The organism is Clavibacter sp. MX14-G9D (assembly GCF_032917815.1).
Classification (GTDB): Bacteria; Actinomycetota; Actinomycetes; order Actinomycetales; family Microbacteriaceae; genus Clavibacter; species Clavibacter michiganensis_K.
The window spans coordinates 1-17444 of record NZ_JAVCVL010000037.1 but is presented as its reverse complement, the minus strand read 5'-3'; the positions used below and the strand labels follow the sequence as shown (position 1 = coordinate 17444).

Below are 17444 nucleotides of genomic sequence, written 5' to 3'. Positions count from 1 at the left end.
GCCGCGTCGAGTCCGGCCGCGACCGCCCGCGCGACGAGGGTGACGACGAGGGCCTGCGCACGCCGGCCTCCGGCGAGGGCCGCGGCGCCGCCAAGCCGTCCGGCCGCCGCGGCCGCACGGCCATGCCGAGCTGGGACGAGATCGTGTTCGGCGCGCGCAGCGACGACGACCACCTGGCCTGATCGGGCCCGGGGAGCCCTCGGAGCTGGCTCCGTCCGTGCTCCCGCACCGTGGTCCCGGCCGCGTGAGGCGGAGGGGACGGCTCAGTCGCGCGCGAAGGCGCCGGCGCGGATGAGGGGCACCAGGCGCTCCTCGTCCGAGAACGACCCGTGCTGCCCGACCATGCGCCGAGCGCCCTGGTCGCGCGGGCGTCCGTCGTAGTACGCGATGAGCGCGCGGGTCGCGACGACGACGTCGCCGATGCGCGCGGCGACCCCGTCCCGCAGCGGGCCGTACCAGTCGGCGGCCACGGCCTCCGCACGCGTCGCCACATGCGCCCGGGCGCCCTCCGACGCCCGCCACGCCTCGGCCAGCGCGTCGGCGTCCGCGCCGGGCTCCAGGTGCAGGTGCAGGCAGCGCGGCTCCCCCGCCACGTGACGCACCCTGGCGACGAGCTCGGGCACCCGGTCGAACAGCACCTGGGACTCCGCGGGAACGTCGACGATGCCGTGGTCGGCGGTGATCAGGGCGCCCTCGCGAGGGCGGAGGCGATCGAGGAACGGGCCCACGGCCGCGTCCAGCTCCTCGAGGACGCGCAGCCAGCGGTCGGACTGCCAGCCGTGCGCGTGCGCGGCCTGGTCGAGCTCGGGGACGTAGAGGTAGACGAGCGCGCGCGGCTCCCGGTCGAGGAGCGCGCGCGTCGTCGCGAACCGGTCGGCGATCGACTCCGCCGGGACGAAGGCCGCTCCGCGGAGCGCCGCGCGGGAGAAGCCGGACCCGGCGTACCGCGCGGATCCGACGACGTAGGCCGGCACGCCCGCCGCCGTCGCGCGCTCGAAGGCGGTCGGCACGGGCTGCCACTCCTCGGGGACGCTCCGCCGGTCCCACCCGGACAGCAGCTTGATGACCCGGTCGTGGGCGGGGTCGAGCGCGCTGTAGCCCACGAGGCCGTGCTCGCCGGCGCGGACGCCGGTGGTGAGCGACGTGATGCTCGCGGCGGTGGTCGTGGGGAAGCCGACGTCGACGACGTCGCGCTTCCGCCACCGCTGCACGAGGTGGCGGGCGTGGCCGGCGCGGGAGCGGAGGGCGGTGGACCCGAGCCCGTCGACGAGGACGACGACCGCGCGGTCGACCGGCGGGAGGCCGGCTTCCGACTCCTCCCCCGCGAGGGCGGCGAGGCAGCCGGGCATCACCGCGGTGAGGCTCATCCGGCCGGATCCGGGCGCCGGTAGCATGGGGGCCATCCGGCCCAGTCTGCCACAGCAGCCCCGCGCGCATCCGCGCAGCGACGCCGATCCCGACCCAGAGAGTCCATGAGTCCCTCCACCACGAACACCACGCCCGACGAGCCCGCCGAGCGGATCGAGGACGTCGACGTCTCCACCGAGATGGAGAACTCGTTCCTCGAGTACGCGTACTCGGTCATCTACTCGCGGGCCCTGCCCGACGCGCGCGACGGACTGAAGCCCGTCCAGCGCCGCATCCTCTACCAGATGAGCGAGATGGGCCTCCGCCCCGACCGCGGGCACGTGAAGTCGGCCCGTGTCACCGGCGAGGTGATGGGCAAGCTCCACCCGCACGGCGACACCGCGATCTACGACGCCATGGTCCGCATGGCGCAGCCGTTCACGCTGCGCGTCCCCCTCATCGACGGCCACGGCAACTTCGGCAGCCTCGACGACGGGCCCGCCGCGCCCCGCTACACCGAGGCGCGCCTGGCGGCGTCCGCCCTCGCGATGGTGGAGGGGCTCGACGAGGACGTCGTCGACTTCGTCCCGAACTACGACAACGCCTTCATGCAGCCCTCCGTCCTGCCGGCCGCGTTCCCCGAGCTCCTGGTCAACGGCGCCAGCGGCATCGCCGTCGGCATGGCGACGAACATGGTGCCGCACAACCTCATCGAGGTCGTCGGCGCCGCGCGCCACCTCATCGACCACCCGGATGCGTCGCTCGACGACCTGATGGCCTTCGTGCCCGGTCCCGACCTGCCCACGGGCGGGACCATCATCGGCCTCCAGGGCGTCAAGGACGCGTACCTCACGGGCCGGGGCAGCTTCAAGACCCGCGCGCGGGTCTCGGTCGAGAGCCTCACGCCCCGGAAGTCGGGTCTCGTGGTCACGGAGCTGCCGTACCTGGTGGGACCCGAGAAGGTCATCGAGAAGATCAAGGACGGCGTCCAGAACAAGAAGCTGTCCGGCATCACCAACGTGACGGACCTCACCGACCGCACGCACGGCCTGCGGCTGGTCATCGAGATCAAGACGGGCTTCAACCCCGAGGCCGTGCTCGAGCAGCTGTACCGCTATACGCCGCTCGAGGACGGGTTCAGCATCAACAACGTCGCGCTCGTCGACGGCAGCCCGCAGACCCTGGGCCTCACGGAGCTGCTCCAGGTCTACGTGGCCCATCGCCTCGACGTCGTCACGCGGCGCACGCGCTACCGCCTGGCGCGGCGGCAGGAGCGCCTGCACCTCGTGCTGGGGCTCCTCATCGCGATCCTCGACATCGACGAGGTCATCCAGGTCATCCGCGGCAGCGACGACACCGAGCAGGCGCGCGCTCGGCTCATGGACGTATTCGACCTGTCGACGCTGCAGGCCGACTACATCCTGGAGCTCCGCCTCCGCCGGCTGACGCGGTTCAGCCGCATCGAGCTCGAGGAGGAGCGCGACCGCCTGCAGGCCGAGATCGCGGAGCTCGAGGCGATCCTCGCCGACCCGCGACGGCTCCGCTCCCTCGTCTCGACCGAGCTCCAGGAGGTCGCCGACCGCTTCGGCACGCCGCGGCGCACCCTCCTCACGGAAGCGGCGCCGAGCGTCGCCGGGGCGTCCAGCCGACGGTCCGCGCCGGTGCTCGAGATCGCCGACGTGCCGTGCCGGGTCCTGCTCTCCACGACGGGCCGGGCCGTGCGGGTCGACCTCCCGACGGACGCTCCGGGCACGCCGCTCCAGACCGTCCGGCGCAGCTCGCACGACGCGGTGCTCACCGCGATCGAGACGACGAGCCGCACACGGATCGGGGCCATCACGAGCACGGGGCGCCTCGTCACCATGACGCCCGTAGACCTGCCCGTGGTCCCGGTGGCGAGCGTGCAGCTCGGCGCGGGCGTCCGCATCCGCGACTACCTCGGGCTCACCGACAAGAAGGAGCGTGTCGTGGCGCTCGTCGCGCTCGGCACCGAGGAGGCGATCGCCATCGGCACCCGCCAGGGCGTCGTGAAGCGCGTCGCCCCGTCCGCACTGCCCGCGAAGCCGGAGTACGAGGTCATCGCGCTCAAGAAGGGCGACGAGGTCGTCGGCGCGCGCCAGGGCGCGGAGACGGACGAGCTCGTGTTCGTCACGAGCGAGGCGCAGCTGCTGCACTTCCCGGCCGTCTCCGTCCGCCCGCAGGGCATCCAGGCCGGCGGCGTGGCCGGCGTCAACCTGGGCGCGGGCGCCCGCGTGGTCCACTTCTCCTCCGTGGCGCCCGAGGGCGCCCAGGTGGTGACCATCTCGGCGTCGTCCGCCACCATCTCCGGCGTGGACCCGGGCCGTGCGAAGGTCTCCGCCTTCGCGGACTTCCCGCGGAAGGGCCGCGCGACGGGCGGCGTGCGCGCGCACGCCTACCTGAAGGGCGAGGACCACCTGGCGCTGGCGTGGGTGGGCCCCGGCCCCGCGCTCGCGGTCGGCGCCGCGGGCGAGGTGCGGCAGCTGCCGCCGACGGGCATGAAGCGGGACGGCTCGGGCATCCCGCTCGAGAAGCCCGTCGGCAGCGTCGGGCAGGCCGTCACGCCCGCCGACGCCCCGGATGCCGCGTCCGGCGCGGCCGTGGGCGTCGTCGAGCCCTCGGCGGAGGACGGGTCAGCGCCCCTCGACACCTGACGCGCCGGTGCGGCATCCCCGCGCGGACGGCCGCGGACCCCGGGGTCCGCGGCCGTCCGGCGTCCGGGGCTCCCGCGCCTCCCGTCAGACGTCGATGCGGTCGCGCACCGTGCCCGCGCCGTCGATGATGAACTCCTTGCGCGGTGCCACGTCGTTGCCCATGAGCAGCTCGAACATGCGCGTCGCCGCCTCCGCGTCGTCCACCCGCACCCGGCGCAGGGTGCGGTTGCGGCGGTCCATGGTCGTCGTCGCCAGCTGGTCCGCGTCCATCTCCCCGAGGCCCTTGTAGCGCTGGATCGGGTCCTGGTACCGCTTCCCCTGCCGCTTGGCCTGCGCCAGCACCGCCGCGAGCTCGCGCTCGGAGTACGTGTAGACGACCTCGTTGGGCTTGGAGCCCGGGTTCATGATCACGACGCGGTGCAACGGCGGCACGGCGGCGAACACGCGGCCCTCGTCGATCATGGGCCGCATGTAGCGGAAGAAGAGGGTGAGCAGCAGCGTGCGGATGTGGGCGCCGTCGACGTCGGCGTCGCTCATGATGATGATCTTCCCGTAGCGCGCCGCCGACAGGTCGAACGTGCGGCCGGAACCGGCCCCCAGCACCTGGATGATCGACGCGCACTCGGTGTTCGAGAGCATGTCGGGCAGCGACGCCTTCTGCACGTTGAGGATCTTCCCCCGGATCGGCAGGAGCGCCTGGTACTCGCTGTCCCGCGCGAGCTTCGCCGTCCCGAGGGCGGAGTCGCCCTCCACGATGAAGAGCTCGCTGTTGGCGACGTCGTTCGAGCGGCAGTCGACGAGCTTCGCGGGGAGGGACGAGGACTCCAGGGCGTTCTTCCGGCGCTGCGTCTCCTTGTGCGTGCGCGCGGAGATCCGCGACTTCATCTCCCCGACGACCTTCTCGAGCAGCACGGCGGTCTGCGCCCTGTCCTCCCGGCGCGTCGACGCGAAGCGCTCGGCCATGGCCTTCTGGACGACCTGGGACACGATCGCGCGGACGGCCGGCGTGCCGAGGACCTCCTTCGTCTGGCCCTCGAACTGCGGCTCGGGGAAGCGCACGGTGAGCACGGCGGTGAGCCCCGCGAGCACGTCGTCCTTCTCGAGCTTGTCGGTGCCGACCTTCAGCCGCCGGGCGTTGGCCTCCACCTGGGCGCGGACGTACTTGAGCAGCCCCGCCTCGAACCCGGCCTGGTGGGTGCCGCCCTTGGGCGTGGCGATGATGTTGACGAACGACTTGAACCGGGTGTCGTAGCCCGTGCCCCAGCGCAGCGCGATGTCGACCGCGCACTCCCGGGTGAGCTCCGTCGGCACCATGGCGCCGCCGTCGGTGAGGACGGGGACCGTCTCGGTGAAGGTGCCGGACCCCTCGAGCCGCCAGGTGTCGGTGAGCGGCGCGTCGACGGCGAGGTGGTCGACGAACTCGGCGATGCCCCCGTCGAAGCGGAAGGACTCCCGCACCGGCTGCTCCCCGTGGAGGTCCTCGATGTCGATGCTGAGCCCCGGCACCAGGAAGGCGGTCTGCCGCGCACGACCGAGGAGCTCCTCGGTGAGGAAGGACGCCCCGCGGGTGAAGATCTGCCGATCGGCCCAGTAGCGGATGCGCGTGCCCGTGACGCCCTTGCGCACCTTCCCGACGACCCGCAGCTCGCTCCCCGACGTGAAGGGGCGGAACGGGGCGTCGGGGCTGGGCTCGCCCTGGTCGTCGAAGATGCCGGGCTCGCCGCGGCGGAACGACATGGCGTGGGTGCGTCCGCCGCGGTCCACCTCCACGTCCAGGCGCTCCGACAGCGCGTTCACGACGGAGGCGCCCACACCGTGGAGCCCGCCGGACGAGGCGTAGGAGCCGGATCCGAACTTGCCGCCCGCGTGGAGCTTCGTGAAGACGACCTCGACGCCCGACAGTCCCGTCTTCGGCTCGATGTCGACGGGGACGCCGCGTGCGGTGTCGCGCACCTCGACGCTGCCGTCCGGGTGCAGCCGCACGTCGATCCGGTCGCCGTGGCCGCCGAGCGCCTCGTCGACGCTGTTGTCGATGATCTCCCACAGGCAGTGCATGAGCCCGCGCGAGTCGGTGGATCCGATGTACATGCCGGGCCGCTTGCGCACCGCCTCGAGCCCCTCGAGGACGGAGAGATGGCGGGCGGAATAATCGGATGCTGCCACGTGCTGTCCTCCATGTGCGTCCGGCGATCGCCGGACGCGAGCCGGTGTCGATCTTAACCGCCGCCCGGTGCCTCCCCCTCCGACCCGCCGTCCCCGGCCTGCGCCTACGCGCAGAGCGAAACGGCGGCCGCAGGGTGGGCCGGCACCCAGGAGCACGTGGTGTACTTGACGCATTCGGCTCGACCCAGACCCGACCCGGAGGGGAGCATCACATGACACCGACCGCCACCGAGCGTCCCGTGGACGAGCTCGACAACCACCAGCTCACCGCCAACGACCGCTGCGACAGCTGCGGCGCACAGGCCTACATCCGAGTCGAGGTCAACAGCTCCGAGCTCCTCTTCTGCGCCCACCACGGCAAGAAGTACCAGGAGAAGCTGTCGGCCATCGCGACGAGCTGGCATGACGAGTCGAGCCGCCTGCTCGACGAGCGCGCCTAGGGCGCCACGCGCCGAGGCTCCGGCCGACGCACGACGAAGGGCGCATCCCCCGCGGGGGATGCGCCCTTCGCCATGCCCGGCCCCGACCGGCCGGCGCGTGCTAGTAGTGCGCGGGCCGTGCCATGACGGTGGCGCGCGCCTCGCGCGCCCACCCGTCGAGGCGGTCGAGGACGCCGGAGATGTCGGCGGGCAGCTCGCGTCCGTGCCGTGCGAGCGCCGCTGCGAGGAGCTCGTCGGCGAGGCGCGGGTTGAGCGCCAGCACCGGCCCGCCGAGGTGGGTGCCGATCGAGGCGCCGACGCGCACGCCCTCACCGCCGCCCTGCCCAGAGTTGCCGAACCCCGCGCGGACTGTCCCGAGGGGAGCGTGCGCGCCGATGTCGAGCGTCGATCCGTGGTTCTCGTAGCCGACGAGCTCCCCGTCCGGGGTGTTGAGGACGAGGTCCCCCACGCGGCGTTCGGCCGTCAGCGTCGTCCGCACCGGGAGGACCCCGGCGCCGACCAGCTCGCCGCCGTCGGCGAGCCGGACGGACTCCCCCAGCAGCTGGAGCCCGCCGCCGACGGCGAGGACGGGGACTCCGGAGGCCTGCAGCGCGATGAGGTGCGGTGCGTGGGAGACGAGGTCCGGGAGCACGGCGCGCTGGGCCGTCAACGGCCCGGACCCCGCGATGACGAGGTCGGCGTCCCCGGGGTGCCCTCCTCCCGGCGCGTGCCGCACGACCTCGGTGCGGATGCCGCGGATGCGCGCGCGCTCCACCAGCACCGTTACGTTGCCGCGGTCGCCGTTGATGCCGAGCTCCTCGGGATAGAGGTGGAGGATGCGCAGGGCGTCGCTCACGCGGGTCCTCCCTCGAGGTCCGTGTAGCCGAGGATGCGGCGGATGGCCATCATCTGCTCGTAGTTGACGATCATGGTCTTGACCCCGCGCGACGGCTTCTCCAGGGCGAGGAACGCCGAGACCGCACGACGGAGGTCGGGCTCGACGCGCCCCACCTCGAGGCCCTCGTAGCCGAAGCGGACGGCGAGCTGGTAGCCCTTCGTGCCGGACACGACGTCGGCGTGGGTCAGCGCGGACAGGTCGGTGTCGTAGATCCACGACGGGTCGGGAGTGCCGTCGTCCACGGCGAGCAGCACCTGCTCCGGCGGGTCGCCCAGCGCGTCGAGGTTCATCTGCAGGCTCGCGGGGTTCTTCATCATGATGATCTCGATGTCCTCGTCGCCCGCGCGCAGCATCTCGCCGCGTCCGTACACGGCCGCGACGGACCCGAGCCCCTCGGCCGCGAGCCGCGGGTCGAAGCGCTCCCCGAGCACGCGGCGCGCGGTGGCGAGCGCGCCCGCGGCGTCGACCGCGTAGTGCAGGCCGCGGGAGGGGAGGGACACGGGCAGGTCGCCGGACGGCAGCCGGAACACGGCCTCGCGACCTGCCAGCGCGACGGCCTCGACGCCCGCGGCCACGTGGACGAGGTCCGGGGCCTCCGAGCCGAACCGCGGGGCGGACGCGAGCCCGTGCTTGCTGTCGCCGAGGAGCTCCTCGGACACGCCGAACCAGTCGACGGCCTGGGCACCGGCCCGAGCGGTGTGCGCCGCGATGGCGTTGACGTGGGCGTCGTCGCGGTTGGCGACGACCGCCTCGGTCGCCGTGGCGGCGATCCGCTCGAGCATGCCGACGACCCGGTCGGGCTCGTGGAAGCGGTTCAGCTGGTCGATCTGGATGTTGAGCAGCAGGACGGTCCGCGGCGTGAGCAGCGCCGAGAGCGCGACGCCGTAGGCCTCGTCGACCTCGAGCACGGCCACGTCGGCGTCGAGCCGGCCGGAGGCGTCGGCGTCGGCGAGCACGGCCGACGCGATGCCCTGCGGCAGGTTCCCCCCGGAGGGGTTCGTGAACACGCGCAGGCCGTGGGCCCGCAGGATGCCGGTGAGCATGTGGGTGGTCGTCGACTTGCCGTTGGATCCCGTGACGGCGACGACGCCGTGCGGGAGGTCGGCGATCGTCCGCTCCAGGAAGCGGGGCTCGAGGCGGAGGGCGACGACGCCGGGCACGGCGGAACCGCCGCCGCGGAGACGGGCGGCCCAGCGGGCGGCCCGTCCTGCGGCGACGGCGAGGCGCAGGGGCACGGCCTACTCGAGGTAGTCGCGCAGCGACTGCGAGCGCGACGGGTGGCGGAGCTTGGCCATGGTCTTCGACTCGATCTGGCGGATGCGCTCACGCGTGACGCCGAACGTGTCGCCGATCTGGTCGAGCGTCTTCGGCATGCCGTCACCCAGGCCGAAGCGCATGCGGATGACGCCCGCCTCCCGCTCGGAGAGGGAGTCGAGCAGGGACTCGAGCTGCTTCTGCAGCATGGTGAAGCCGACCGCGTCCGCGGGGACCACGGCCTCGGTGTCCTCGATGAGGTCGCCGAACTCGCTGTCGCCGTCCTCGCCGAGCGGCGTGTGCAGCGAGATGGGCTCGCGGCCGTACTTCTGCACCTCGATGACCTTCTCGGGCGTCATGTCGAGCTCCCGCGACAGCTCCTCGGGCGTGGGCTCGCGACCCAGGTCCTGGAGCATCTGGCGCTGCACGCGGGCGAGCTTGTTGATGACCTCGACCATGTGCACGGGGATGCGGATGGTGCGCGCCTGGTCGGCCATGGCACGGGTGATGGCCTGGCGGATCCACCAGGTGGCATAGGTGGAGAACTTGAAGCCCTTGGTGTAGTCGAACTTCTCGACCGCGCGGATGAGCCCCAGGTTGCCCTCCTGGATGAGGTCGAGGAACTGCATCCCGCGACCCGTGTAGCGCTTCGCGAGGCTGACCACCAGGCGGAGGTTGGCTCCGAGGAGGTGGCTCTTGGCACGCTGCCCGTCGCGGGCGACCCAGCGCAGCTCGCGCTCGAGCTCGCGGGAGATGCCCGGGGTGTTCGCCAGCTTGTCCTCGGCGAACAGGCCCGCCTCGATGCGCATGGCCAGCTCGACCTCCTCGGCGGCGTTGAGGAGCGCCACCTTGCCGATCTGCTTCAGGTAGTCCTTGACCGGGTCGGCGGTCGCGCCCGTGATGGTCGTCGAGTAGACGGGGACGTCCTCGTCCTCCTCCTTGTTCGACAGCACCATGGCGCCGGTCGGCAGGGGCTCGAGCACGACGGGCGGGGTGACGGTGCCGCCCTCCTCGACGGCCTCGTCCTCCGAGTCGTCCTCGGCCACGGGGACGACGACCTCGTCGCCCTCGTCGTCGGAGGCCTCTCCGGGTCCCGCGGCGGCGGTCTTCTTGGCGGCGGTCTTGCGCGGCGCCTTGGCGGGCACGGCGTCCCCCGCTGCGGCGGCGACCTTCTTGGCGGCGGCGGCCTTGGCACGGGCGGTCGGCGCCTTCGCGGGCGCGACGGCGTCCGCGTCACCGGTCTCGGCGGCGGTGTCGTCAGCGGCTGCGGCTGCCGCCGCGGCCTTCGCCGCGGCGGCCTTGGTGGGGGCCTTGGCGGCCGCGGTCTTGGGCGCGGCGGCCTTGCGGGCGGGGGCGCGCTTCGCGGGTGCCTTCGCCTCACCCGTCGCGGCGTCGTCGGCCGTGCTGGTCGCGGCAGCCGCGTCCAGGGTGGCGGACGGGGTGGAGGGGGTGGCCATGCGAACACCTTTCGTCCCCACGACGACCGGTCGCGCGCTCCGCGATCTCGCTGCGGGGTGACCTGCCGGAGGTGGGTCGGGGTTGTTTTCGGACATTGCTAGGACCCATGTCAAGTCCGCGGCTCGTGCACCACCGGGGTGGTGCGAGATGCAGGACATGAACGGGTCCGTAGCTGATTATTGCACGGATGGGCGCGCGGACGAGCCACGTGGTCGCAGCGTGACGGGCGATGTCACGCGCGGCGCCGGCGTCGCCTGTCGATGTAGGCAACCCACAGCGGCCCCACGCGTATTCCCTCGTCGGCCAGCACCCGGCGCGTGCGCCGTCGCGTCCGGACGAGCATGACCGCCCCGAAGCCGACGATGAGGTACTGGACGGCGAAGGCGACGCGGAACGAGTCGAACGCGTAGAGGTCGCCGGGGGCCCCGCCGGCGACGCGGACCGCATCCTGCACGTCGAGGGCGATGCCGATCAGCAGCATCATCGTGAAGCTCGCGGTGAAGCCCGCGACGTTGACGATCCCGGACGCCGCGCCGAGGCTCCGCGGCGGGTTGAAGGTGCGGGCGAAGTCGAGCCCGACCTGGGATCCGGGGCCGCCGATGCCGATGGCGACGACGACGAGCACCACGACCGCGAGCGGCGGCACCCCCGGCCAGAGCAGCAGGACGGCCCAGGCGACGCCCATCATGGCGACGATGCCGAGCACCAGGTTCGACCGCCGGAAGGGGAAGCGTCCCGTGAGGATCCCGATGACGGGCCCGACGACCATGCCCGACGCCACGATGGCGATGAGGAGCGCGGATGCGAGCGCCGGGCTGTAGCCCAGCCCGCCGACGAGGAACGGGAACCCCCATAGGAGGCTGAACATCACGCCGGAGGACTGGGTGACGAAGTGGGACCAGAAGCCCAGCTGCGTCCCCGGTCGGCGGAGGCTCCGGCCGAGCTCGCGCATGGAGTCGCCCCAGGGGACGCGCGGGGGCGGCGGGTCGCCGGCCGGGCGGTCGCGGACGGCGACCACGACGGCGATGAACGCGACGACGGCCACGGACGCCGAGCCGAGGAAGGCGGGCGTCCACCCGGCCGTGTGCAGCACGAGGGAGAGGGGCACGGCCGACAGGACCTGGCCGAGCTGCCCGACGTTCGCGAACCACTGGGAGAGCACGGGCACCCGGGGTCCCGAGAACCACGAGTTGATGAGGCGCAGGCCCGACACGAAGGTCATGGCGTCGCCCGCGCCGACCAGCATCCGCCCGACCACGGCGACCTCGAGGGACGTCGAGAGCGCCAGGGTCGCCTGGCCCGCCACCATCAGCAGGGCGCCGCTCGCCAGCAGCGCCCGCGGGCCGATGCGGTCGATGAGCACGCCCACGGGGATCTGCAGCGCCGCGTAGACCACCAGCTGCGTCACCGCGAGCGTCGACAGGAGGGAGGCCGACGCGTGGAACCGCTCCCCCGCCTCCACCGACGCGATCCCGAGGGATCCGCGCTGGAGCACGGAGGAGAGGTACGCCACCATCGCGACTCCGAGGACGATGCGGGCGCGACGTGTGCTGGTCATCGGGATGAGGATACCGGCGCTGCGGTTGCCGCCGTCGTCGTCGCCGGGCGGCGTCCCGTCACGGGCCGGCGCCCGGGGGATGCGCGTCCGCGGTCGGCCGTGCGCGGCGGGACGCCGGGATCAGGCGGGGTCGCCGTCGGCCGGCCGACGGCGCGCGAGGAACTTCTCCAGCTCCGCGGCGATCTCGTCCGCCGTGGGCAGCGCCCCGTCCTCGTCGGTCAGCGGGGACTTCAGGGGCGTGTCCTCCATGTAGCTGTCGTAGCGCTCCTCCAGCGTGGTCACGAGGCGCGCGAGCTCCTGGTTGCCGGCTACCTGCTCGTCGATCCGTCCCACGAAGTCGCGGCCCTCCTCCCGGAGGCGGTCGGTGGGGAAGATGAGGCCGGTGGCCGCGCTGATGCTCTCGAGGGCCGCGACCGCGGCGAGGGGGAACTCCGTGTCGGCGAGGTAGTGGGGCACGAGGAGAACGAAGCCGGCGACCGGGTGGCCGGCGTCGTGCAGGCGGTGCTCCACCAGGTGCAGCGCGTTCGCCGGGACCTGGGTGTGCGGCTTCCAGACGCTGAGCGCGTCGATGAGCTCGGTGCGGTTCCCGCTGACCGTGACGTTGATGTCGCGGGTGTGCGGGACCGGCATGGGGATGCTGTGCACCCACGTGGTGGTGGAGATGCGGTACCGGTCGACGATGCCGAGCACCGCGGCCGTGAACGCCTCCCAGCGGAAGTCGGGCTCGAAGCCCGTGAGCAGGAGGAACGGCTGGCCGATCTCGTCGTGCGCCAGGTAGAGGGCGAGGCGGGCGGGCCGGTAGTCGGCGAGGTGGTCCTGGTCGAAGTAGATGGTGGGGCGGCGGGCGCGGTAGTCGAGCAGCGTGTCCGTGTCGAAGCGCAGGACGTCGCGGTGGCTGAGCGTGCTCAGGAGGTACTCGCTGACCTGCGATACGCCGGAGCCCGCGTCGGAGAAGCCGGTCAGGCCGGCGACCAGGGGCAGGCCGGTCGGCACCTCGCCGATGTCCGTGTCGATCTCGTACAGTCCGTCCGCGTCAGCCATGCCCCAACTCTAGAGCCGGCCCTCGACCGGTACCGGCCGGACGGGACGCGGTCCGTGGTGCCGAGAGCGAACACATCGTCCCCTCCCGCGGGTGGGCTCCGGAGAGGGGGCAGTGCCGACGCGGCCGGCGCGGCTGGCACGGCCGTGGTGCCCACGGCGCCTCGGTAGGCTCGGCGCCCATGACCCTCCCCACTCTCTCCGTGTCCCCCGACCGTGCTGCCGACGTGGAGGCGGACGTCCTCGTCGTCGCCGTCTCCAGCGAGAAGGAGGGGATCCGCGTGCACGCGCCCGAGGGCGTCGAGCTCGATGCGGAGGGCCTGACCGCCATCGGCGTGACGGGAGCCCGCGACGAGGTCGTGCGCGTCCCCGGCACGGGTACGGCGGCGCGCGCGATCGCCCTCGTGGGCCTCGGCTCGGCGCCGGTCGACGCGGTCGTCCTGCGGTACGCCGTCGGCACCGCCCTGCGGCAGCTGCGCGGTGTCGCGCGCGTCGCCGTGGCGGTCCCCGTCGCGTCGCTCGCGGAGCTCACCGCCGTCCTCGAGGGCGCCGCCCTCGGCGTCTACTCCTTCGACGCCTACCGCCGCGACTCGCTGGCCGGGCAGAGGCCACGGGCCTCCGCCGTCGTCGTCCTCGACGCGGGCGGAGCCTGGACGGCGGAGGACGCCGACGAGGCGGTGGCGCGCGCCACCGCCGTCGCCGGGGCGGTCGCGGGCACCAAGGACCTGGTCAACACCCCGCCGCTCGACCTGTACCCCGCGACGTTCGTGGACGCGGTCCACGAGCGCACGGCCGGGCTGCCCGTCGACGTCCGCGTCTGGGACGAGGACGCACTGGCGGCGGACGGCTTCGGCGGCATCCTGGGCGTCGGGCAGGGGTCGACGCGCCCGCCCCGGCTAGTGAAGGTCGCCTACTCCCCCGCCGGCGCCACGCGGCACCTCGCGCTCGTGGGCAAGGGCATCACCTACGACACCGGCGGCATCTCGCTGAAGCCCGCGGTGCCCATGATCGGCATGAAGTACGACATGACCGGCGCCGCCACGATCCTCGAGGTCGTCGTCGCCGCGGCCCGGCTCCAGCTCCCCGTCCGACTCACCGCCTGGCTGTGCATCGCCGAGAACATGCCCTCGGGCTCCGCCATCCGCCCGGACGACGTCCTGAGGATGCGCGGTGGGACGACCGTCGAGGTGCTGAACACCGATGCGGAGGGCCGGCTGGTCATGGCCGACGGCATCGTCGCGGCGAGCGAGGAGCACCCCGACGCCATCGTCGACATCGCCACGCTCACCGGTGCGCAGGTCGTGGCGCTCGGCGAGCGGTACTCCGCCGTCATGGGCGAGGACGCGCTCGTCGCCCGACTCCTCGACGCCGCGCGCGACCAGGGCGAGAGCATGTGGGGGATGCCCCTGCCCGAGGAGATGCGCGCGCTCCTCAACTCGGACATCGCGGACATCGCCAACGTCAAGCCGGGCAACCCGGCCGGCGGGATGCTCGTCGCGGGCGTGTTCCTCCAGGAGTTCGTCGGCCGCACCGACGACGCGGAGGGCTCGCCGCGCATCCCCTGGGCGCACATCGACATCGCCGGTCCGTCGCACAACAAGGGCGGCGGCCACGGCTTCACGGGCAAGGGCCCGACCGGTGTCTCGGTGCGGACGCTCCTCGCCCTGGCCGCCGGTTTTTCCCGCGCGTAGTAGGCTCGGAGAGGCCTCCTGAGGGGGTCCCGCGCCTGCCCGGTCGGGCGGTCGCATGAGACGACCTTGATGCATACGAGGGAGATCCTGGGTGTCGGAACAGAACTTTGACGTGGTGGTGCTCGGCGGCGGGAGCGGTGGCTACGCAGCCGCCCTCCGTGCGGTTCAGCTGGGCAAGACCGTGGGCCTCGTGGAGAAGGGCAAGCTCGGCGGCACCTGCCTCCACCGCGGCTGCATCCCCACCAAGGCGCTCCTGCACTCGGCCGAGGTGGCCGACGTCTCCCGGGAGTCGGAGAAGTACGGCGTCAACGTCACCTTCGACGGCGTGGACATCGCGCGCGTCACCGCCTACCGCGAGGCCATCGTCGCCAGCAAGTACAAGGGCCTCCAGGGCCTCATCAAGGCTCGCGGCATCACCGTCATCGAGGGTGAGGGACGCCTGACCTCCGGCACCACCGTCCAGGTCGGCGACCAGACCATCACCGGCACGAGCATCGTCCTCGCCACGGGCTCGTACTCCCGCACGCTCCCCGGCCTCGAGATCGGCGGCCGGGTCATCACCAGCGAGCAGGCCCTCGAGCTCGACTACATCCCCAAGAAGGTCGCCATCCTCGGCGGCGGCGTCATCGGCGTCGAGTTCGCATCCGTCTGGCGCTCGTTCGGCGTGGACGTGCAGATCATCGAGGCCCTGCCCCACCTCGTCCCGAACGAGGAGGAGTCGATCAGCAAGCAGTTCGAGCGCGCGTTCCGCAAGCGCGGCATCGCCTTCTCGTTGGGCGTGCGGTTCAAGTCGGTCACGCAGGACGACCAGGGCGTCCAGGTGACGCTCGAGGACGGCACCTCCTACGACGCCGACATCCTGCTCGTCGCCGTGGGCCGCGGCCCGGCGACGCAGGGCCTCGGATTCGAGGAGGCCGGCGTGCGCACGGACCGCGGCTTCGTCCTCACGGACGAGCGCCTCCAGACCAGCGTCCCCGGCGTCTACGCCGTCGGCGACATCGTGCCCGGCCTGCAGCTCGCGCACCGCGGCTTCCAGCAGGGCATCTTCGTCGCCGAGGAGATCGCGGGCAACAAGCCCGTGGTCGTCGAGGACATCAACATCCCCAAGGTCACCTACTCCGACCCCGAGGTCGCGAGCGTCGGCTACAGCGAGGCGAAGGCGGCCGAGAAGTTCGGCGCCGACAAGATCTCGAGCTACGAGTACAACCTCGGCGGCAACGGCAAGAGCTCGATCATCGGCACGGCCGGATCCGTCAAGGTCGTCCGCGTCCAGGACGGCCCGGTCGTCGGCATCCACATGATCGGGGCGCGCGTCGGCGAGCTCATCGGCGAGGGCCAGCTCATCGTGAACTGGGAGGCCTACCCCGAGGACGTCGCCAACCTGGTGCACGCCCACCCCACCCAGAACGAGGCGCTCGGCGAGGCCCACCTGGCACTCGCCGGCACCCCGCTGCACGCCCTCTAGCACCCCGTCAACACCGACACACGAGCCGGGTCCGGAGTCGGGCCTGAAGGAGACAACCCCATGAGCGAATCCGTCAACCTCCCCGCACTCGGCGAGAGCGTCACCGAGGGCACGGTGACCCGCTGGCTGAAGAACGTCGGCGACCACGTCGAGGTCGACGAGCCCCTCCTCGAGGTGTCGACCGACAAGGTCGACACGGAGATCCCCTCCCCCGTCGCGGGCATCATCGAGGAGATCCTCGTCCAGGAGGACGAGACCGTCGAGGTGGGGGCCGTCCTCGTGCGCATCGGCGACGGATCGGGCGGCGACGCCTCCGCCGAGGAGCCCGCAGCCGCAGCCGAGGAGCAGCAGACCGAGGCCCCGGCCGAGGAGACCGTCGAGGACCAGGTGACGCCGTCCACGGAGGCGGATGACGACGCCGAGGCCCCCGCGCCCGTCGAGCCGGAGCCCGCTCCGGCTGCCGAGCAGAAGGCGCCTGCACCGGAGGAGACCGCGGCTCCCGCGCCCGCCGCTCCCGCCGCAGCGGCTCCTGCTCCCGCCGCAGCTCCGGCTCCGGCTGCCGCCGCGCCCGCCGCTGCTCCCACGTCCGGCAACGCCGGCTACGTGACGCCGCTGGTGCGCAAGCTCGCCAACGAGCGCGGCGTGGACATCTCCGCCGTGACCGGCACCGGCGTCGGTGGCCGCATCCGCAAGGAGGACGTCCTCGCCGCCGCCGAGGCGGCGGCCGCGAAGTCCAGCGCTCCGGCGGCGTCCGCTCCGGCGACCCCGGCGGCGGCACCCCTGGAGACCTCCCCGCTGCGCGGCACGACGGCCAAGATGTCGCGCATGCGCAAGCTCATCGCCGATCGCGCCGTGGTCTCCATGCAGTCCACCGCGCAGCTCACCTCCGTGGTGGAGGTCGACGTCACGAAGGTGGCCCGCTTCCGCGACCGCGTGAAGGGCGACTTCCTCGAGACGACCGGCGTGAAGCTCTCGTTCCTGCCCTTCTTCGCGCTGGCCGCCGCCGAGGCGCTCAAGGCGTACCCGGTCGTGAACGCCACGGTCGACGGCGACAGCATCGTCTACCCCGACCACGAGAACATCAGCATCGCGGTGGACACCGAGCGCGGGCTGCTGACGCCCGTGGTCAAGAACGCCGAGGGCAAGAACCTCGCCCAGTTCGCGTCCGAGATCGCGGACCTCGCGGCCCGCACGCGCGACAACAAGCTGTCGCCGGACGAGCTGGCGGGGGGCACGTTCACGCTGACCAACACCGGTTCGCGCGGCGCGCTCTTCGACACCCCCGTGGTGTTCCTTCCCCAGTCGGCCATCCTCGGGACCGGCATCGTCACCAAGCGTCCCGTGGTCATCACGGCGGACGGCCAGGACACCATCGCCATCCGGTCGACGGTCTACCTCGCCCTGTCGTACGACCACCGCATCGTGGACGGTGCGGACGCCTCGCGGTTCCTCGTGGCCGTGAAGAACCGCCTCGAGGCGGG

12 protein-coding genes and 1 pseudogene are annotated in these 17444 nt (G+C 72.7%); 6 read left to right on the top strand and 7 right to left on the bottom strand.

The window, feature by feature from the left end; translation table 11 throughout:
* A pseudogene (locus tag Q6969_RS05550) lies at positions 1 to 182 on the top strand (DUF3071 domain-containing protein); the annotation flags it as partial.
* Between the two features lie 81 nt (positions 183 to 263).
* Here the strand turns inward: Q6969_RS05550 and Q6969_RS05545 are convergent.
* The gene (locus Q6969_RS05545; RefSeq protein ID WP_317229539.1) at positions 264 to 1403 is read right to left on the bottom strand and encodes an alkaline phosphatase family protein; all 1140 of its coding nucleotides are present in this window, start codon (positions 1401 to 1403) and stop codon (positions 264 to 266) included.
* Positions 1404 to 1472: 69 nt separating this feature from the next.
* On the opposite strand from Q6969_RS05545, the gene Q6969_RS05540 reads away from it, so the two are divergent.
* Entirely contained in the window at positions 1473 to 4019 is a 2547-nt protein-coding gene (locus tag Q6969_RS05540; protein WP_317229538.1) for a DNA topoisomerase IV subunit A, read from the top strand.
* Between the two features lie 84 nt (positions 4020 to 4103).
* Here Q6969_RS05540 and Q6969_RS05535 read toward each other — a convergent pair whose 3' ends face one another.
* Positions 4104 to 6182: a DNA topoisomerase IV subunit B gene (locus Q6969_RS05535; RefSeq protein ID WP_317229537.1), complete on the bottom strand. Its 2079-nt coding sequence runs from the start codon at positions 6180 to 6182 to the stop codon at positions 4104 to 4106.
* A gap of 212 nt (positions 6183 to 6394) precedes the next feature.
* Between Q6969_RS05535 and Q6969_RS05530 the strand changes: the two genes are divergently transcribed.
* Entirely contained in the window at positions 6395 to 6622 is a 228-nt protein-coding gene (locus Q6969_RS05530; RefSeq protein WP_012038337.1) for a hypothetical protein, read from the top strand.
* Positions 6623 to 6722: 100 nt separating this feature from the next.
* On the opposite strand, the gene Q6969_RS05525 is transcribed toward Q6969_RS05530, so the two are convergent.
* From Q6969_RS05525 to Q6969_RS05505, 5 genes are all read right to left on the bottom strand, one after another.
* The gene (locus tag Q6969_RS05525) at positions 6723 to 7457 is read right to left on the bottom strand and encodes a glutamine amidotransferase (protein ID WP_317229536.1); all 735 of its coding nucleotides are present in this window, start codon (positions 7455 to 7457) and stop codon (positions 6723 to 6725) included.
* On the bottom strand, positions 7454 to 8734 hold the full coding sequence (locus tag Q6969_RS05520) for a MurT ligase domain-containing protein (protein WP_317229535.1): 1281 nt from the start codon (positions 8732 to 8734) through the stop codon (positions 7454 to 7456). The genes Q6969_RS05525 and Q6969_RS05520 overlap by 4 nt, the downstream gene beginning before the upstream one ends.
* 3 nt (positions 8735 to 8737) lie before the next feature.
* Positions 8738 to 10210, bottom strand: a complete 1473-nt coding sequence (locus tag Q6969_RS05515) for an RNA polymerase sigma factor (protein WP_317229534.1) — start codon at positions 10208 to 10210, stop codon at positions 8738 to 8740.
* A 233-nt stretch (positions 10211 to 10443) separates the two neighbouring features.
* On the bottom strand, positions 10444 to 11769 hold the full coding sequence (locus tag Q6969_RS05510) for an MFS transporter (protein ID WP_317229533.1): 1326 nt from the start codon (positions 11767 to 11769) through the stop codon (positions 10444 to 10446).
* Positions 11770 to 11889: 120 nt separating this feature from the next.
* Complete coding sequence (locus Q6969_RS05505) at positions 11890 to 12810, bottom strand: PAC2 family protein (protein ID WP_317229532.1); 921 nt, start codon at positions 12808 to 12810, stop codon at positions 11890 to 11892.
* A 179-nt stretch (positions 12811 to 12989) separates the two neighbouring features.
* On the opposite strand from Q6969_RS05505, the gene Q6969_RS05500 reads away from it, so the two are divergent.
* The 3 genes from Q6969_RS05500 to sucB form a co-directional block, all read left to right on the top strand.
* A complete protein-coding gene (locus tag Q6969_RS05500; RefSeq protein WP_317229531.1) occupies positions 12990 to 14498 on the top strand; it encodes a leucyl aminopeptidase in 1509 nt (502 codons plus the stop codon).
* A gap of 91 nt (positions 14499 to 14589) precedes the next feature.
* Positions 14590 to 15963, top strand: a complete 1374-nt coding sequence (gene lpdA / locus Q6969_RS05495; protein ID WP_317229530.1) for a dihydrolipoyl dehydrogenase — start codon at positions 14590 to 14592, stop codon at positions 15961 to 15963.
* 60 nt (positions 15964 to 16023) lie between these two features.
* Positions 16024 to 17444: 2-oxoglutarate dehydrogenase, E2 component, dihydrolipoamide succinyltransferase (gene sucB, locus Q6969_RS05490; RefSeq protein WP_317229529.1), on the top strand; the 1421-nt coding region annotated here is incomplete at its 3' end.

Coding starts and splice junctions, on each gene's coding strand:
- Q6969_RS05545 (WP_317229539.1), bottom strand. CDS start 1,403: ATGGCCCCCATGCTACCGGCGCCCGGATCCGGCCGGATGAGCCTCACC.
- Q6969_RS05515 (WP_317229534.1), bottom strand. CDS start 10,210: ATGGCCACCCCCTCCACCCCGTCCGCCACCCTGGACGCGGCTGCCGCG.
- Q6969_RS05530 (WP_012038337.1), top strand. CDS start 6,395: ATGACACCGACCGCCACCGAGCGTCCCGTGGACGAGCTCGACAACCAC.
- Q6969_RS05505 (WP_317229532.1), bottom strand. CDS start 12,810: ATGGCTGACGCGGACGGACTGTACGAGATCGACACGGACATCGGCGAG.
- Q6969_RS05540 (WP_317229538.1), top strand. CDS start 1,473: ATGAGTCCCTCCACCACGAACACCACGCCCGACGAGCCCGCCGAGCGG.
- Q6969_RS05510 (WP_317229533.1), bottom strand. CDS start 11,769: ATGACCAGCACACGTCGCGCCCGCATCGTCCTCGGAGTCGCGATGGTG.
- Q6969_RS05500 (WP_317229531.1), top strand. CDS start 12,990: ATGACCCTCCCCACTCTCTCCGTGTCCCCCGACCGTGCTGCCGACGTG.